This is a genomic window from Microcoleus sp. T3_A4, from assembly GCF_036700465.1.
Classification (GTDB): domain Bacteria; phylum Cyanobacteriota; class Cyanobacteriia; order Cyanobacteriales; family Microcoleaceae; genus Microcoleus.
The window spans coordinates 59,354-76,560 of sequence record NZ_JAUBOY010000018.1; the positions used below are offsets into that span (position 1 = coordinate 59,354).

Consider the following 17,207-nt stretch of genomic DNA (forward strand, 5'->3'; position numbering starts at 1 on the left):
GACCAGTATTGATGTATGCAACATTGGTTTGGGCAACAGTCGCTAACCCCGTAATCGAGAGGGGACTTCCTGCCAGAATAGTGGGACTGCAATCAAACCAGTTATCAACTGAATGCCACCAAAGATAGCGAGAGAAGGCCCAAATCCAAAGCGCAGTAGCTCTCCAAATATGAAACTGCCTACACCAAATCCAGTAAAGAGAGTAAATACCTTCAGTCCCATCGTTTGCCCCAAATTGTTGTCATCTCCGAGATCTGTCACAATTCCGACAAACAACGGTTGAGTCAGGTCATACCCTAAAGACAAAAAAAGAACTGCGATCGTCGTTCCCATTGGCGGAATCTCAAAAATCATTGCAATTCCAGCCACAGCAGCCATTACCAACCCTGCTGGAACGAGCCAACGCCGTCCCCACCGATCAACAGCTTGACCAATGAAAGAACTCAGCAATAAACCGGGAATGCCGTACCCAAGAATGTTTAACCCAATGCTCAACGCATCCATGTTGTACCGTTGCGATAAATACAACCCTAGCCATGTATATACCCCAGAGTGGTAGATACCATTCCACAGAACATAAGCATATGTACGCTGCCCCCGAAAGGTGGCTAATATCTGGCTGTATCCCCTAAAGATTTGGCGAATAGGCGGTAATTTGGTGACTTTTGGTGTATCAAATAAAGAGCCGTAAGGATGAAGTCGCCAAAGCACAACAGCAGCAAGCACAGCAGTACCTAGAAAGAGCGATCGCCAACCTACAAATGGCTCAAGAATCGCTCCCCCCGCAGAGCCTGCTGCCATCCCCCCTTCCATTGCTGCAAACACCAATCCTAGCTTGGCACCTCGCTGATCAAACGGGAATAAATCGCCAATTAAGGCGAAGGTAAGGGGAATCACACCACTGGCTCCAATCCCGGTTAATAGCCGCCAGGTTGCCATCTGCGAAGCATTTTGAGCAGTGGCAGTTAAAGCCGTGAAAATGACAAAAAGAGCAAGCGAGATGCGAATAATAGACCATCGACCAAAGCGATCGGACAGGAGGCCGAAGAATAATGCCATCAGTGCATAGGACAGCATATAGGCTGGAACGATAAAGCCGATTTCCTGAACCGGAACATTAAAAACTTCAGCCAAACGTGGAATCAGGGGAGCAATCATGTACCCCTGTAGAAAAATTAGCCCCGCAGCGATCGAAAGCCAGGAAAACAGGTCTTTATGCTGCTTTAGGCGAATCGTGGCATCGGCTGGTTCGGTATGAGGGTGATTAAAAGATTCTTTGAGTTTCGGCATGGATTTAAGAGATTTCAACTCATATCACATTTCACAGACGACTAAAATCTGAGAACTTAGCTGGAGTCCCAACGCCAACAACCAAGGGCGATGGAGTGGTGAAAGCTTGGAATACCTTCTCAACTCTGGAGGTTACAAATTTTGTAGGTAAGGTGTGGAATCTAGCCCTGAATGTCAGGATAACTTGATAAATGTCATGATTTATACAAAAAATGTATATTTAGATACAGAATTTTTTATAAGACTTATTAGTTGAGGCTATCAACAAAGCTAGGATTTACGCATTGACAGAAATCTTTTAATCCCACAAAGTTGTTTGTTTGATGGCTCTGCGATCGCATTCAATTTGCCCATGAATCGAATGTGTGGCGAGAAAACCTACATATTAAACAATACGCTTGGGATAAGAATAATCTGATTTCCTTTCACAAGTCTGGAACTCTCATAAATGCGTGGAATTAAATTCGTCTGAAAGCGCTAACCCAAGCGTATTGGGCTATAATTGTGTAATCCTCACCAACCTTAAAATTATATGGTTGCAAGTAAAAGCGACACCTATGTCTCTCCTGAAGATTATTTAGCAGCCGAGAAAGTCAGTCCGATCAAACACGAGTAAAGGCAAGGTGAAATCTATGCAATGGCAGGGGCAAGCAAAGCTCATGTCATCATTTCCGGAAATGTGTTTGCACTGTTGAGAAATCATCTTCGGGGAAGTGGCTGCATACCTTACATCGCAGATATGAAAGTTCGGAAAGATACATCTAATTTTTTTTACTATCCCGATGTAACGGTGAGTTGTGATGAACGAGACAAAAATGCTGCGGAAGATTTCATTCGCTACCCGCGCTTAATTGTGGAAGTTTTATCCCCGACAACAGCGGCTTGTGACAGAGGCGATAAATTTGCTGATTACCGCACTTCTGAAAGTTTGCAAGAGTATGTGTTAATCAATCAAGAAAGAGTTAGTGTAGAGTGTTTTCGCCGGAATGCAGAGGGTTTGTGGGTGCTTTATCCTTACACTCAAGGACAAGAAGTTCAGTTTGCTAGCGTTAATTTTAGCTGGGCGATCGAGACATTGTATGAAGATGCGATCGAGATTGGTTGATTTTAATTACTCCTGAATCACTGATATTGATATGATTGAACCGCGAAGACGCAAAGGACGCGTTCGGCGAAGCCGTTCCCGAAGGGTAGGAAGAGAAAAGAAGAACAAGCTGGTAATTGCTATTTTTTCTTGCTAGCTTTCCAAGTGCCGCCGTAGAAGTAAAAAGGATTGTTTTGACTTACCGATTCCCAACATTTAAGACATAAAAAAAACCACTGCCCCGACTCGTCATACCGGGTGCGGTAGAGAGTCGGGGCAGATTGGGAACAACGATCGCAATATTTGATTCTGATTGCCCTGGCCATTGTTACTCTGTTTTAAACAATAACGGACTCTTGAGGGCGGGCAAATATCATGCGACCAGCGCTAGTTTGCAGGGCGCTGGTGACTACGACTCTGGCTTCGCCACCGACATAGCTGCTGCCTGCTTCTACGACAACCATTGTGCCGTCATCCAAGTAACCAATTCCCTGAGAGGGTTCTTTGCCTTCTTTGCGGATTTTTAGTTCGATCGTATCTCCCGGCAAATAAGTCGGGCGCACCGCATGAGTCAAATCATTGATATTCAAAACCGGCAGTTTTTGGACGGTAGCTACTTTCGATAAGTTGTAATCGTTGGTAAGTAAAATGCCGTCGATATCCAAGGCGAAGCGGACTAATTTGGCATCGACTGTGGCAATATCTTCGTAGTCAGCCGAGTGAATTTGAATCCGTTCTGGATATGTTTCTTTGATGCGGTTGAGTACATCTAAGCCGCGGCGTCCGCGCACTCGCTTTTGATCGTTGGCTGAATCAGCTACCAGTTGCAGTTCTTGGAGCACGAATTGCGGCACGATAATTTGACCTTCGAGGAAACCTGTTTCTAGCAAGTTTTCAATTCTGCCGTCAATAATGCAGCTAGTATCGACAACTTTGGCAGTTGCTGGCTTGAAAGTACCTTCGGTTAGCAACACCGTGTCAAAGCTTTTGGGGTTGATCAGTCGCAAGAAAGCGCGGCCGTGGGTGTCGGTCAAACTGACGCCTGTGAAGCCGAACATGACGCTACCCAAGACTGCGACTAAAGGTTTGATGAAGCCGAACTCGCGGGGAATTGGCAGCAGGAATAGCGGAGCCAGCATTAAGTTTGCTACTAGCAGTCCGATGATTAAGCCGATCGCCCGCGTCAGCAGCATCTCCACCGGCATATCGCGGACTTGTTTTTCCAAGCGCCGATAGGTTGTTTGAGCAACTAATCCCATCACGAAGCCGATTAATGCTCCAAAGGAACCTAGTACAGAACTTAAACCTTGTATATTTGTAACTTGCTCCAGCAGCTCGCTCGGCAGGAGTTCGACTCCGTAATAGCCGATGCCTCCGCCTGCGATTATGAATGAGATTATTATGATTGCGTCTAGCATTAGTTCTAGGTTAATGAATTTATTCACATTATATCTTTGCAGTGCTGATACTTGTTTTCATGCTTTGGTGGGATATCGCCCTATTTACTCAGGGATGTTCATAAACTTATATTTCGCGGTTGTACCCTTTGGGGGATGTGCCAGGGAGGCGCTCGGCATTTACCACGCCGGGCCCAAAGCAGGGACGAGGTGCGAATAGACCGTCCTGCGGGCTGTTCGAGAATTTTGGTCGATTAAAACTGGTACGAGGTTAAATTAAAAGAGCCGTAGCTTGCGGGGCGGGACGGCATCGTTCGCAACGCTTTTTTTGGAATAAAATGTCATAATATACATAATTATTCATGATTGTTTAATTAAAACTTTAGATTTGAAGTGGCGCTTTTGGCTTGAAATGTAATGAACCCTCCCACAGATTATTTAACATTTGAATTAAAAAAAAGTGTGCAAGCGACAAATTCCGGGATTCCTAGTTCGGCTTACCTGCACATACCTTTTTGTCGCCGCCGCTGTTATTACTGCGATTTTCCGGTTTTTGTGGTGGGCGATCGCAAAAATGGCGAGAATTCCGGCACCATAGTCCAATACGTTGCTGTACTGTGTCAAGAAATTCAAGAAACTAAAAATTTAGGCGCATCTCTGAAAACAGTTTTTTTTGGTGGTGGCACACCTTCGCTGCTTTCTGTCAGTCAGTTGAGCAATATTTTAGAGACTCTCGACGGCAAATTTGGGATTGCTGCTGAGGCGGAAATTTCTATAGAAATAGATCCCGGTACGTTTACTTTAGAACAGTTGCGGGGATATGCAGCGGCGGGAGTAAATCGAGTGAGTTTGGGAGTGCAAGCTTTTCAAGATGAATTGCTGCAAGCTTGCGGGCGATCGCACTCTGTCGCTGATATTTTTGAAGCAGTAGAAATAGTGCGATCGGCTGGTATTGTCAATTTTAGTTTAGACCTGATTTCAGGACTGCCACACCAAACTTTAGAAAACTGGGAAGCTTCCCTGAAAGCGGCGGTGGAAATTTCCCCGACTCACCTGTCGAGTTACGACTTAATTGTTGAACAGGGAACTGCTTTCGGGCGCTACTTTGAAGCAGGCGCGCAGCCGCTGCCTGCAGATGAAACCGCTGCTCAAATGTACCGTTTAGCAAGGGAAATTCTGACAGGGGCTGGCTACGAACATTACGAAATTTCTAATTACGCTCGATCTGGCTATCAGTGCCGCCACAACCGCGTTTATTGGGAAAATCGCCCTTATTACGGTTTGGGAATGGGGGCGGCGAGTTACGTGGAAGGCCGGAGGTTGACAAGGCCGCGCAAAACTCAAGAATATTATCAGTGGGTGCGATCGATCTCTGGCCTCAATTCCCCTGCTACTTCTCAAATTGGGGGGGGAACCCAGCCAGATATTTACTCAGCAATTGAGCAAAATTTTCAAGTCTCAGAAAATGACGTTTTGTTAGAAACGCTGATGCTAGGTTTGCGTTTAGCAGAAGGAGTTAGCCTGTCGGCGCTGACTGAAAAGTTTACTCAGCAAACGGTTGATAAAATTTGGCGTTGTTTGCAGCCCTACTGGCGGCAAGGATGGGTAGAAATTATCACTGCGGATGGGGCGATCTCACATTTAGGTGAGGGCGTGAAACTGCCACTGTCGGGCAATTTGAGGTTGAGCGATCCCGAAGGTTTTTTATTTTCTAATACAATTTTAGCCGATTTGTTCAGCAACTTAGGCGAAGATAATTAGCTCTGTCTGAGGAAGTATACCCCCTGACAAGCGCGATCGGCTCTAAAGCCGGGGCCGCCAATTCGATCGAAAGGAAATTTAATCGCTCCCTAGCTTGATCCTCTCAAAAATAATATATTTTCTCTCGATCCCTACACAAAACTTAAAGGCGAACTAAGCCTTGGGATAGACGCCACGACGGCACTCCAGCCGTCATACTTAAGACTGAACATTTAAAAGTAATTTAATGAACACTTTAACTATCGAGCGCAACCAAACCCAAAACCAGCCCTGCCTTGTAATTAGCGATCGCGGGTGCAATGCTGCTTCCAAGTGTAATTTTTGCGGTCACTACCAACAGGCAAGAGGTTCAGTTGGTCACTGTCAATTGTTGAACGCACCTGTTAGGGGAGGATGGAAATCTTGCACTTTAGCACTGCCGGCTTTTGCACCTTCTTGGGAATAGGTGGAAGGCGCTGATGTTTCCCTGGCGCAATTTATTAATTAACCCAAAAAATCTAAAAAAAATGTATAAAAAATTGTGTTTTAACTGGTAATATGCTATATTAAGTCTAGGTCCGTCGCCGATCGTTCGCACAATTGCACAAACAAGTTAAAAAAATGAATTTGACACTAAATCAGGTAATTTCCGAAGGTCATACGCGCATTTTGTGTTGGTATCTTAATAATACTAGCAAAGTGCAAATCGCTCGTATTACAAATATTCCTAATTGGTATTTTGAGCGGACGGTTTTTCCGGGAGAGCGTTTTTTGTTTGAAGCGTTGCCGGAAGCTCAATTAGAAGTTTGCAGGAGTGCGGAGACGGGTGGTATAGTGTGCGAGCGAATTTTGTGCGATCGGCTGCGAGTTGAAGAATTAAGCACGGCTGATTGAAGATAATTCCTTAGACTTATCAACGAGAGGTAGAAACCCGGTTTTTTTCAGAAACCGGGTTTCTCTGTATGATTATAAAAGCTCGGTTCGCGATCGCACTTTTTACCCTCGGATCGACCAAAACAAAATATACGGATATGCTCGGTTACGTCCTCGAACTTTGGCAAAGATTCGCCTCTCCAAAAACCCTTGATTCGATGCTTGACTTTTTTGACGTGCTGGTTTTATATCCCTGTCCTTCCCTAGAGACGCGCAACTTCTGTTTGCTCTTTCTGAACTACTGTGGCGCTTTTCCAGACGCATTGATGAAGCTAAATGGCGAATATTTCGCTCTATAGTTAAAGACTTAAAGCTAGAAGAATCTCTTGCTGATTTACTTGGCTAAGCAGTCACTTCGATTGAGCAAAACCTTGCAGATGAAAGCAAGATTTTCCAGAAGATCACAGGAAAATCCGTTCTCATCTACACCTTAACGGAATCTGCAGCGTTGAGGGTAAAAGCTATTTTAGAGGCAGCTTGCCAACAAATTACACCAACAAATGATAGTTGAGCTCAGCCACAATCGAGGTGGCAACGACAGACTCAGCCAGTGGGTGAGAAATTCCGACCTAGTGCTAATGGCGACAGCAAGTGACAAACACCCCGCCACTGGTTTTATTGAGGCAAATCGTCCGCAGCATCTCTCCCCTATTCTGTTCGTCAATAGTAAAGGGAATGCGAGTATTTTGCAGGAAATCAGAAAGTATTTACAAAGTTGAGGTATCTAGAGGCATGAATAGGTTGTTTTCAATTCAACCGGGCTAAATTTGCCCCGATGGCGGTAGCTGGGGTAATTACCAAACCGATTCAACCCATCACTCTGACGGAAAAAGTGGCAGAGATTTTAGGATGGGTTGATTGACTTTAATCATTATTGTTAAAGTTTGTAACCAAAACTGTGAATTTCAAGAATCTTTACCAATTCTTTACCGTTGCTATCTAGCCTTCAAATATGCAGGTAAGGGCAAAAAAACATTGTATCTGGTGGGGGTGGGTTTAGCTAAAAATCTATAATACAAGCCAGTTATAAGCCAATACGCTTGGTTTAACACTGTTTGTTACTCGGAGATCCGCCTCGCATCTCCCTCCCAGGGCGGGAGAGAACACTCTTCGCTCTTTTTAAGGGGCGATCGGGCCGATCTGAATTGTATTGATTTAAATTAAACACGGTTTTAACGCAGTTTAGGGATTTGTATTGCTGATGCTTCGTTCAGAATGCCTACCTAAATAGTGACGCTTGTTTTTTTATAATAGCAAGCGATTGCTTTTGGCTGTCATTTTTTGCAAGCAGTTCGGTGGCTTTTTGCTGCTTAAATATAAGCGAACAATGGCAAAAATAAATCATAAAAAGCTTGCCAAAATACTTGACAGCAAGAAATTAGCAAAGTAAGTTAGTTATCAATAAACTAAAAATTGTTGCGACAGAAAGTCAAAGACATGAGTGATGGCTTTGAACTTTCTCGATTCAGCTATTTTGCAGTAATTTAGTAGAGCAATATTCATTAATCTGACTAGACTGATTGCAGGTTAACAAGCTTATTTTATCTCCCAGGTGGATTACTAAATTACCACACATGAAAACCCACAAGTAAATCACAGGAAAACCACAAATGGCAACCTATTCAACTATTTTTAATCAGCAATTTGGCTCGTCAAATGAGCCGATTAATGCACTTTTTGAATTCGATCAGGACTTCACGGGCGATGGCTCTAACGATATTCAAGTCACGCTCAGCTTAAACCCAGGCGCTAATTCTGGCACTGAGGATATGCTCGGTGTTGCCTTCCATGTTGCAAACAATGCCGTCAGTGGCTTGCAGATTGGGGATATCGTTCGGTCTGAGCAAAGTAATACTCAAACCCTGAGCACTTTCAACCCCACAGTTGTTATTGGTGCCAATCAGGTAAGCGATAGTGGACCCCTCAATCCTGGCTTTAATACCAGTGGGAGCGGTTCGGCTGAACCCTACGATCTGGGCATCAAATTCAGCGAGCAAGGATCGGGAGAAGGGATCGTCCAGACAGCGACCTTTGTGATCAGCAAACCAGGTGCACCTCTTGACAAGTCGCTGGTCGAGAACACCAACTGGTGGGTGCGCTTGCAGTCCACTAATGGCGGTGGGGACAGTGCCAAAACGGGCGGCGTTATCGGCACGATTACTGGTGGACCAACTCCAAATCCAAGCATCTTCATCGACAAAGTAACCAACGGCGCGGACGGCGTTAACATTCTCGTAAATCAGCCGATTACCTGGACTTACACAGTCAGCAACACCGGCAACGTCCCACTCTCAGGCGTCAGCCTCACCGATGACAAAGAGGGAATCATCACCAACTTCAGTGGCGACGCGAACACCAACACCCTGCTGGATACAAACGAAGTTTGGACTTACACGAAAACCGGCACTGCCCAGGCTGGCAACTACAGCAACACTGGTAACGTTACCGGGACCTACAACGGCACACCTGTAACCGCTTCTGACCCCAGCAGCTACTTCGGTGCGGCTCCTGCGTTCACCATCGAAAAGCTGACTAACGGCTACGATGGCAAGGATATTTTGACAGGTCAGCCGATTACCTGGACTTACAAAGTCACCAACACCGGCAACATTGACCTGACCAACCTGCAGGTCAAAGATGACAACGGCACCCCCGCTAACACCAGTGACGACTTTGTAGTTGGCAGTATTGCCAGCCTGCCCGTGGGTAGCAACCAAACCTTGCAGAAAGCAAGTACCGCCATCACAGGCGCCTATGCTAACATCGGCACGGCAAGCAATACCTACACCGATGGTTCGGGCAATAGCACCCCCCTCAGCGCCACCGACCCCAGCAACTACTTCGGTGCCAATCCTGCCTTGACAATTAACAAACTGACCAACGGCTTCGATGGCAAGGCAATTTTGGCAGGTCAGCCAATAACCTGGACTTACGAAGTCACCAACACCGGCAACGTTAACCTGACCAACGTCGAAGTCAAAGATGACAACGGCACCCCGCTTAACACCAGTGACGACTTTGTAGTTGGCACCATTGCCAGCCTCGCCTCCGGTCAGAGCACCACTGTCCAGAAAACAAGTACCGCCGTTGCCGGCCCCTACGCTAACATCGGGACGGCAAGCAATACCTACACTGATGGTGTGGGCAATCACACAAACGTCAGCGCCACCGACCCCAGCAACTACTTCGGCGCTCGCCCCAGCATTAACATCGAGAAAGTAACGGACAACTCTTCTGTGCAAGGGGATGCCCTGTTAATTCAGCAAGGTAGTCCAGTGACGTGGATTTATACTGTCACCAACACCGGCAACGTCCCTCTCTCTAATGTCCAGGTGACAGATGACAAAGGTGTGGTTCCTATTTACAGCAGTGGTGACACCAACCAAGACGGCAAGCTCGACCTCACAGAAAGCTGGGTTTACAGCGCCAGCGGCACTGCCATATCGGGCAGCTATCAAAATATCGGGACGACCACAGGTTCCTACACCGACGGCTTGAACAACCCCGCAACCCCGACAGCATCCGATCCTAGCTCCTACACAGGCGTGCGGTCTCTGGGAGCGCGGACACCAGGCTTCTGGCAGCGTTGGACTGATGTGTGGGATGGCAATGCCAGCAACGATTCCTCCTTTGCCGGCAAGTCAGATTTCCCAACCAGCGACATCCTGCTCTCACCTTACTCCGCGGCTACAGTAGATCCAGTCACAGGACAGACTGCCTTGGGCATTCTGGTTGGTGACTATAACCGGAATGGAAAGACGGATGCAGGTGAAAATACCGTGTTCTACACCCTTCAGGAAGCTCAGACCATTGTTAACGCTAACCAGAAAGTCCAGCAGGACGTTCGCTACACGATCGATCGCTCCTTGGTTGCCTCTTGGCTGAATTTCCTCGCCGTCAACCCCGCGCCGACTGGAGATATGAACCAAGCGATTACTTGGTTGCAAACATACACTCCCGACGAAAACGGCGATGGCAAGGGAGATGGGAATCTCTCCTTGCAGGCATCAACCTTCCGAGTCCCTGCGAGTTCCCCAGCTTGGGCAAACGCAACTAACACCTACAACGGATTGCCTACTGGCGAAGCGATCAACGGCAAGCTCGATTACTACAACAACACCGGAAAGTTCGGGACTCAGCCTATCTAGTGTTGGCATAACCTAAGTTGCTAGTTAACGCTAGTTGCTAGTTATCACCGCTACTGGCTCTTAAAGGGAAAGGGAAAGGGAAATAGCTTTTCCCTTTTTCCCTTTTTCCCATTTCAACTTTCAAACGCATCTGGCCAGCGAACAATTAAGCTTGGCGGCCCACATTTTACCCACTGCGATTTTTAGGAAAGGAAAATACCGTTCATGCCTATGGTGCAATTCAGAAAACTTGCGTGTGTTTAGCTAGAGAAAATCAGGAACTAGCAGCGGCAATACTTGATAATTTTGCCCTTGCTGGCAATATTGAAGATGTGCCAACAAATGCTCCAAGAACTGTGCAGCGTGTTAGAACACAGATTGATACCCTCTATTACATTTTAGGAATCGAAATGATGCCCGCTGCACAAGCTATTGACTTAAGATGGCCAAAAAATCCTAAGTGGAAATTATCGATAGTCACTAAAAAAATATTTGCACAGTACAGACAGGTGGTTCTTTTCATGAAAAGCGATCGGGTGTTAACCTATGATACTTAAAAGTCATATTCATTTTTGAAAATCTATCAAAAACAGGTAGAATTATGTTTTTACAATTATCGAAAACTTACTAGCTTTTGACTAGCTTAAGAACCATCTTTTATTGGCGTATAAGATTATGAATGCGGTTGCAAAATAGAACTGGCTAGTCCCTAATTATTTCAACTTATATTCCTCCTCATCGGGAGCAGGTAACTTCCTCGGAGAGACGCATGCAACAGGTTAAGTGTGCACCACCAAGATTAATAAAAAAGATATTAAATCCCCTAAATCGCTGGCGTAAGTTCCGTAATGGCTCACTAGGTAATCTCAAAGGGGGCCACTGGACAATTCAATCCAAGCTGCAAGGGTTGCTCCTAGGAGTTAGCCTCGGTTCTGTACTGGTAGTTAGTGGGATTGGCTGGGGGGGTGACAACCCGCCTGAAACTCTGATGGAGTAAAGATTTAGTCAACTTATGCTAAAAAAAGATAGGTAGAAAGCGGGTTTCTCGCCACCGATGCGTCAGCCCTGAAACTGTCGGAAACGTTGATCTAAGCTAAATTATAAAAAATCCACCACTCTTCAATCCTAAAACCCGATGTCCCTCACCGAACAAATCCTCTCCCAACTGCCAGGAGACGCCCTCGGAGGCCTGCGAAAGGTCGATCGACTCTGGGAAAACCTCAAACAAAACACCGCACCAGCACCCCAAGCAGTAAAACACAGCCAACAACCCCTCGAAACCCTCGACTTCGACATAGTTATCGGCGGCGGAACCCTAGGAATATTAATCGGTACAGCCCTAGCCGTGCGGGGTTGGCGAGTAGCCTTGCTCGAACGCGGCACCCTGCGAGGCCGCGAGCAAGAATGGAACATTTCTCGCAAAGAATTAGACGCATTCTTAGAACTAAATTTGCTCTCTGTTGAAGAGATAGAAAAGGCCATAGCCACCGAATACAACCCAGCCCGCATCAGCTTTGCCAACACCCCAGACATTTGGGTGCGCGACGTACTCAACATCGGGATCGACCCAGTTTACCTCCTAGAAACCTTGAAACAGCGATTTCTCCAAGCCGGAGGCAAGCTATTTGAAAATACACCATTTAAAACAGCCACCATTCACCCCAATGGAGTCCTTGTAGAATCGGCAAATACCGATACACAACCTGCTACACATTTATTTAAAACCCGATTATTATTAGACGCAATGGGACATTTTTCCCCCATTGTCCGCCAAGCAAGACAAGGCAAAAAACCCGACGCCGTATGTTTAGTAGTCGGCAGTTGCGCTCAAGGATACCCCAAAAACGACACGGGCGATATATTTGCATCCTTCACGCCAATGCAAAATCAGTGCCAATATTTTTGGGAAGCATTTCCAGCGAGAGACGGCCGCAACACCTACTTATTTACCTACATAGACGCCGACACAGAAAGATTCAGTTTAGAAACATTATTTGAAGAGTATTTGCGCTTGCTTCCCCAGTATCAAAACGTCGAACTCGAACAGTTAAAATTCCAAAGAGCACTTTACGGATTCTTCCCCTGCTATCGTCAAAGTCCTCTAAAAACGCCTTGGGATCGCATACTCCCAGTCGGAGACAGCAGCGGTAGCCAATCTCCCCTCAGCTTCGGCGGTTTCGGCGCAATGGTGCGCCACCTCAAACGCTTGACTCTAGGAATTGACGAAGCTTTGACAAGCGACAGTCTCAGCAAAAATGCCCTGGCACTTTTGCAACCCTACCAACCGAATCTATCAGTTACCTGGTTGTTTCAGCGTTCGATGAGTGCTGCGATGAATCAAAAAATAGACCCTAATCAAATCAATCAACTTTTGGCTGCCGTATTTCAGGTAATGGAAGAGTTGGGAGAACCGGTACTCAAACCGTTTCTTCAGGATATCGTGCTGTTTCCGGCTTTGTCACAAACCCTGTTTAAAACAGCAATTAGCCATCCCGGATTAGTTCTGAAAATTATCCCGCAGGTAGGAATAGCTAATTTGCTTGATTGGATGGTTCATTATGTAAATTTAGGAATTTATACGGGATTGCAGCCTTTGGGGAAAGCCGTAGAACCCCAGGTGAAAAATTTAGCGCCGGAGCAGCAATACTATTTTCACCGATTAGTTGAAGCCTGGCAATATGGCGCTGGAGGCGATTATTAATCGAACAGGCTCTCTGGCTTGTTCCACAAGAAAATTACTCGTTACCAGGCTGGAGCCTAGGAACCAGTTAACTGATACAGCGTATTCCAGGTTTGTGAAGTGTAGGGACACGGCACTGCGGTCTTCCTACGAGGAGCTAACTAGAGGCGGGTGTACTTCATAAATATGGAATCTGCTGTATATTAGTTGTGAGTTATGAAGGAGCTATAACTGCTAAAGCTTCGGGAATCACTCGGAATTTTGCAGGGGTGTGAGTTGTGATTTCACCATCAGTATTAATCGGACGGCGTTTGCTAGTATTAACCTCAAATTCTTGAGCGTGCAAGGCGCGAACGTTAGGCCAACTGGTATGATTTCCTTGCCTCATAGCTGGCAGCAAAGCAATGATTTCCCACCAGTTTTTTGTTTCCAAACTGTACAAATCCAGTCGCTTGTCGTCGATTGTTGCATCCTCGGCAACTGTCATGCCACCGCCGTAGTAGCGGCCGTTGCCAATGGCAATTTGAATAGTTTTAACATTAAAAGATTGGTTTTTGATCTTAATTTGTGCTCGGAACGGTCGCGCTGAAAAAATTGTCTGCAAAGCAGTAAAAGCATAAGCTAACACTCCCCAACGCTGCTTTACGTCTTTAGTCAGCCGCTGGGTAATTTCCACGCTTAGTCCCAAACTGGCAACATTAAAAAAATATTGGCTGTTAACCCAACCCAAGTCTATTAGCCGAACTTTACCGCTGGCAATTACTTGACAAGCTGCTGATAAATCTGTAGGAATCCCCAGAGTGCGGGCTAGGTCGTTAGCTGTTCCCATCGGCAAAATACCCAGGGGTAACTTGGTGTCTATCAAACCTTCTATGGCGGCGTTGAGAGTGCCGTCGCCACCGCCAATTATTACTAATTCGACTCGATGTTGGTAGCGGCGAATCGTGTCGGAAAGTTCGTGGGCGTGGTCGGTAGATTCTATAAGTAACTCAAAACCCAGTGCTTCTAATTTTACAGTTGCTTGAGATAATAGCTTTTGCCCTTTTCGGGAGTGCTGGTTTACTAAAAGTAGAGCTTTCTTCATTTGTTAATTTTTAATTAGGAATATTGCGTATTTTAAATTACAAAAAGTATAGCTTGATGCCTTAACTACATCAAATTAATGCTTTACTTCCATTTTACCAGTTATGATGGATTGACAAAAATGTTAAAAAATGGATAATTGTAGCAAAAGATTCGTACAAAGTAGTTCCCTCCCGCTCTGACCTAGCAGCAAAAAACCTTGCTTCTCGATCGAACTTAATTTAAAATCATGTATAATATTTTACAAAAAGCGCAAGTCGCTGCCGATCGCCAAAACTGGCCGGGGTTAGTCGAATGCTTGCAGCAAGTGACAGCCAAGGCCGGCAAGCCGCAGGAACAACACATTTTAGAGCAAGCTGTCAGTTTAGCAATAGAAGCCTTAGAATGGGGCGATTTTCAAGACCGTTGGGAAATTGCTAAAGTATTGCCAAATCTGGGAAATGGCGCGATCGCACCTTTAATTGCCGTACTCGAGGACGAAGACGCAGACACGGAGCCCCGGTGGTTCGCCGCCCGCATTCTCGGAAAGTTCGATCGCCCGGAAGTGATTCAAGCTTTAGTAGAATTAGTCAAAAATTCCGACGAAGAATTGAGCCAAATCGCCGCCGAAACCCTAGGGAATTTCGGCCCGACAGCCATAGAATCTCTCGCAACTCTATTGCAGCAAGAAGACTCGCGACAGTTTGCAACAGCAGCACTTGCCCAAATTCGGCGCACCGAAACCATCGCACCGCTGTTGAGCGTAGTCGGAGACTCTCAAGTTGCGGTGCGGGCGCACGCAATCGAGGCCCTGAGCAGCTTTCACGACTCCCGCATCCCCCCGATACTGGTAGCAGCACTCAAAGATCCGGCAACAGCAGTCAGAAAAGAAGCCGTGCGAGCTCTCGGCGCGCGCGCCTATTTAGATGCGGAATTAGATTTAGTTAACTTGCTCAAACCTTTGCTTTCGGACATCCGATTAGAAGTTTGTCAGCAAGCGGCGATCGCGATCGGGCGAGTAAAAACCGATGCAGCAGCGGCTGCTTTATTTGAATTGTTGCGATCGCCAATAACTCCGGTTGAATTGCAAATCGAAACAGTGCGCGCCCTAAGCTGGATGGAAACTGCAACCGCTTTAGCATATTTGCATCAGACATTAAGGGCGCAATTTACTAACATAAATTCTACTGTTTATCAAGAGATAGTCACTGTCTTAGGGCGCGGAGAAAAGCCGGAATTAAAAGCTGCTGCTGCTGAAATTCTGATTGATTTGCTGAAAACAGGTCATCCGGCCGTGCAGGAGGCCGTCAGCAAAAAATCTTTAGCTTTAGGTTTAGGAAAATTAGGAGACATGAGAGGGCTAGATGCTCTGATTCCAATGTTGGGCGACGCAGACAACAGCGTCAGGCTGCACTGCACGGCTGCGCTCAAACAGCTAAATGCGATCGAGGCCAGGCAGAAATTAGAAAGCTTAGTTAAGCAAGACAATCTCGAACCGAGATTGAAACAAGGAATTGCGATCGCCCTGCAAGAATGGCAAGAAAATTAATCAAAAGATAGAATACCCAAATCCCCAACTTTTTGAAAAAGTCGGGGATCTCATAGCGATCGCATCTTTCTTGTTCCTGACCTCCGTTACATCCGTTAGAGAATCTGTTGCCGAACTTCCTTCGGCTAGATCAGCGATTTTCTTTGTGAATTTGGGCGATCGCACTTGTCACTCGCTCTAAATCTTCATCAGTTAAATTAGAGCCAGAAGGCAAACAAAGCCCGTACTCAAATAACTCTTCTGCCACGGCACCGCCCATACATTCGCAATCTGCAAATACTGGTTGTAAGTGTAAAGGTTTCCAAACCGGACGAGCTTCTATTTTGTCTTGAGCAAGTGCTAGGCGAACTTGTTCTCTATCTGCACCGAAAGCGCCAGGATCGATCGTTAAACAAGTCAGCCAGCGAGTAGCGCGTCCAAAAGCAGCTTCCGGCATAAATTCAATTCCAGGCAAGTTTCCTAAAGCTTGCTTGTAAAAGTCAAAATTGCGTCGTCTAGCTTCAACTCGCTCTTCCAAAACCCGTAATTGGCCGCGACCAATTCCCGCCAAAACATTGCTAAGACGATAATTGTAGCCAATTTCTGAATGTTGGTAATGAGGAGCGGGGTCACGGGCTTGTGTTGCCAAAAAGCGAGCTTTTTCTACCAGGTTTTGGTCATCGGAAACTAACATTCCGCCGCCGGAAGTGGTAATAATTTTATTACCGTTGAATGAGAAAATGCCGATTTTACCGAAGCTTCCAGGAGAGCGATTTTTATAGCTAGCCCCTAGAGATTCTGCAGCATCTTCTATTAGCGGAATTTCATAAGTATTGCAAGCTTCCAGAATTGGGTCGATATCGCAACTTTGACCGTAGAGGTGTACGATAACAACAGCTTTGGGTAATTTACCAATTTTTGCTCGTTTGTCAAGTGCTTCTCGGAACAAGTCGGGGTTGAGATTCCAAGAAGTGCGATCGCTATCAATAAAAACTGGTTTGGCGCCAAGATAAGTAATCGGGCTCGCAGTCGCAATAAAAGTTAGAGTCGAGCAAAAAACCTCATCTCCCGAACCGACACCAATTAATTTTAGAGCCAAATGCAAAGCTGCGGTTCCGGAACTCACAGCCGCTGCGTGTTTAGCGCCAACTACTTGGCAAAATTCTTGCTCGAAAGCATCCACATGGGGGCCAACAGGAGCGATCCAGTTGGTATCAAAGGCTTCTTTGACGAACTCCTGTTCGAGGGAACCCATGTGAGGTGTTGAGAGGAGGATTTGTTTTGTCATTTTACTCTCATTTAGGAGAACTATAGGCTGGAAAAAATTTTGAATTGAGGAGTTATTCAGGCTGAATGTTTAAAAATT

Annotated in this window: 15 protein-coding genes; 10 read left to right on the top strand and 5 right to left on the bottom strand. The window is 46.0% G+C overall.

The window, feature by feature from the left end; genetic code table 11:
* Positions 1 to 42: 42 nt before the first annotated feature.
* Positions 43 to 1,290: an MFS transporter gene (locus QUA07_RS12135; protein WP_333325335.1), complete on the bottom strand. Its 1,248-nt coding sequence runs from the start codon at positions 1,288 to 1,290 to the stop codon at positions 43 to 45.
* 628 nt (positions 1,291 to 1,918) lie between these two features.
* Between QUA07_RS12135 and QUA07_RS12140 the strand changes: the two genes are divergently transcribed.
* Positions 1,919 to 2,395, top strand: coding sequence for a Uma2 family endonuclease (locus tag QUA07_RS12140; RefSeq protein ID WP_333325456.1), 477 nt, complete (start codon positions 1,919 to 1,921; stop codon positions 2,393 to 2,395).
* A 317-nt stretch (positions 2,396 to 2,712) separates the two neighbouring features.
* Here the strand turns inward: QUA07_RS12140 and QUA07_RS12145 are convergent, their stop codons facing one another.
* Positions 2,713 to 3,792: a PIN/TRAM domain-containing protein gene (locus tag QUA07_RS12145; RefSeq protein ID WP_333080144.1), complete on the bottom strand. Its 1,080-nt coding sequence runs from the start codon at positions 3,790 to 3,792 to the stop codon at positions 2,713 to 2,715.
* Between the two features lie 396 nt (positions 3,793 to 4,188).
* Between QUA07_RS12145 and hemW the strand changes: the two genes are divergently transcribed.
* The 5 genes from hemW to QUA07_RS12170 all read left to right on the top strand — a co-directional run bounded on the left by hemW (position 4,189) and on the right by QUA07_RS12170 (position 7,163).
* Entirely contained in the window at positions 4,189 to 5,532 is a 1,344-nt protein-coding gene (hemW, locus tag QUA07_RS12150) for a radical SAM family heme chaperone HemW (RefSeq protein WP_333325338.1), read from the top strand.
* A gap of 226 nt (positions 5,533 to 5,758) precedes the next feature.
* Complete coding sequence (locus QUA07_RS12155; RefSeq protein ID WP_333325341.1) at positions 5,759 to 5,977, top strand: hypothetical protein; 219 nt, start codon at positions 5,759 to 5,761, stop codon at positions 5,975 to 5,977.
* A gap of 155 nt (positions 5,978 to 6,132) precedes the next feature.
* Positions 6,133 to 6,405 (top strand): DUF1830 domain-containing protein, encoded by a 273-nt coding sequence (locus QUA07_RS12160; protein ID WP_333325343.1) that lies wholly within the window; start codon positions 6,133 to 6,135, stop codon positions 6,403 to 6,405.
* Between the two features lie 68 nt (positions 6,406 to 6,473).
* On the top strand, positions 6,474 to 6,743 hold the full coding sequence (locus QUA07_RS12165) for a hypothetical protein (RefSeq protein WP_333325346.1): 270 nt from the start codon (positions 6,474 to 6,476) through the stop codon (positions 6,741 to 6,743).
* Positions 6,744 to 6,944: 201 nt separating this feature from the next.
* Complete coding sequence (locus QUA07_RS12170; RefSeq protein ID WP_333325349.1) at positions 6,945 to 7,163, top strand: hypothetical protein; 219 nt, start codon at positions 6,945 to 6,947, stop codon at positions 7,161 to 7,163.
* A 1,017-nt stretch (positions 7,164 to 8,180) separates the two neighbouring features.
* Here the strand turns inward: QUA07_RS12170 and QUA07_RS12175 are convergent.
* Complete coding sequence (locus tag QUA07_RS12175) at positions 8,181 to 8,303, bottom strand: hypothetical protein (protein WP_333325352.1); 123 nt, start codon at positions 8,301 to 8,303, stop codon at positions 8,181 to 8,183.
* Positions 8,304 to 8,477: 174 nt separating this feature from the next.
* Here QUA07_RS12175 and QUA07_RS12180 point away from each other — a divergent pair, with 174 nt between their 5' ends.
* The 3 genes from QUA07_RS12180 (at position 8,478) to QUA07_RS12190 (ending at position 13,272) form a co-directional block, all read left to right on the top strand.
* The gene (locus QUA07_RS12180; protein ID WP_333325354.1) at positions 8,478 to 10,592 is read left to right on the top strand and encodes a DUF7507 domain-containing protein; all 2,115 of its coding nucleotides are present in this window, start codon (positions 8,478 to 8,480) and stop codon (positions 10,590 to 10,592) included.
* A gap of 173 nt (positions 10,593 to 10,765) precedes the next feature.
* A complete protein-coding gene (locus QUA07_RS12185; RefSeq protein ID WP_333325459.1) occupies positions 10,766 to 11,128 on the top strand; it encodes an aromatic amino acid lyase in 363 nt (120 codons plus the stop codon).
* 578 nt (positions 11,129 to 11,706) lie between these two features.
* Complete coding sequence (locus tag QUA07_RS12190; RefSeq protein ID WP_333325356.1) at positions 11,707 to 13,272, top strand: FAD-dependent oxidoreductase; 1,566 nt, start codon at positions 11,707 to 11,709, stop codon at positions 13,270 to 13,272.
* Positions 13,273 to 13,465: 193 nt separating this feature from the next.
* On the opposite strand, the gene QUA07_RS12195 is transcribed toward QUA07_RS12190, so the two are convergent.
* Complete coding sequence (locus tag QUA07_RS12195) at positions 13,466 to 14,335, bottom strand: lipid kinase (RefSeq protein ID WP_333325358.1); 870 nt, start codon at positions 14,333 to 14,335, stop codon at positions 13,466 to 13,468.
* Between the two features lie 228 nt (positions 14,336 to 14,563).
* Between QUA07_RS12195 and QUA07_RS12200 the strand changes: the two genes are divergently transcribed.
* A complete protein-coding gene (locus tag QUA07_RS12200) occupies positions 14,564 to 15,862 on the top strand; it encodes a HEAT repeat domain-containing protein (RefSeq protein ID WP_333325361.1) in 1,299 nt (432 codons plus the stop codon).
* A gap of 130 nt (positions 15,863 to 15,992) precedes the next feature.
* Here QUA07_RS12200 and QUA07_RS12205 read toward each other — a convergent pair whose 3' ends face one another.
* Positions 15,993 to 17,129 carry a DegT/DnrJ/EryC1/StrS family aminotransferase gene (locus QUA07_RS12205; RefSeq protein WP_333325364.1) on the bottom strand — a complete coding sequence of 379 codons (1,137 nt, stop codon included), beginning with the start codon at positions 17,127 to 17,129 and terminating at the stop codon, positions 15,993 to 15,995.
* Between the last annotated feature and the right edge of the window lie 78 nt (positions 17,130 to 17,207).

Coding starts and splice junctions, on each gene's coding strand:
- QUA07_RS12160 (WP_333325343.1), top strand. CDS start 6,133: ATGAATTTGACACTAAATCAGGTAATTTCCGAAGGTCATACGCGCATT.
- QUA07_RS12190 (WP_333325356.1), top strand. CDS start 11,707: ATGTCCCTCACCGAACAAATCCTCTCCCAACTGCCAGGAGACGCCCTC.
- QUA07_RS12155 (WP_333325341.1), top strand. CDS start 5,759: ATGAACACTTTAACTATCGAGCGCAACCAAACCCAAAACCAGCCCTGC.
- QUA07_RS12165 (WP_333325346.1), top strand. CDS start 6,474: ATGATTATAAAAGCTCGGTTCGCGATCGCACTTTTTACCCTCGGATCG.
- QUA07_RS12135 (WP_333325335.1), bottom strand. CDS start 1,290: ATGCCGAAACTCAAAGAATCTTTTAATCACCCTCATACCGAACCAGCC.
- hemW (WP_333325338.1), top strand. CDS start 4,189: ATGAACCCTCCCACAGATTATTTAACATTTGAATTAAAAAAAAGTGTG.
- QUA07_RS12195 (WP_333325358.1), bottom strand. CDS start 14,335: ATGAAGAAAGCTCTACTTTTAGTAAACCAGCACTCCCGAAAAGGGCAA.
- QUA07_RS12170 (WP_333325349.1), top strand. CDS start 6,945: ATGATAGTTGAGCTCAGCCACAATCGAGGTGGCAACGACAGACTCAGC.
- QUA07_RS12205 (WP_333325364.1), bottom strand. CDS start 17,129: ATGACAAAACAAATCCTCCTCTCAACACCTCACATGGGTTCCCTCGAA.
- QUA07_RS12145 (WP_333080144.1), bottom strand. CDS start 3,792: ATGCTAGACGCAATCATAATAATCTCATTCATAATCGCAGGCGGAGGC.
- QUA07_RS12200 (WP_333325361.1), top strand. CDS start 14,564: ATGTATAATATTTTACAAAAAGCGCAAGTCGCTGCCGATCGCCAAAAC.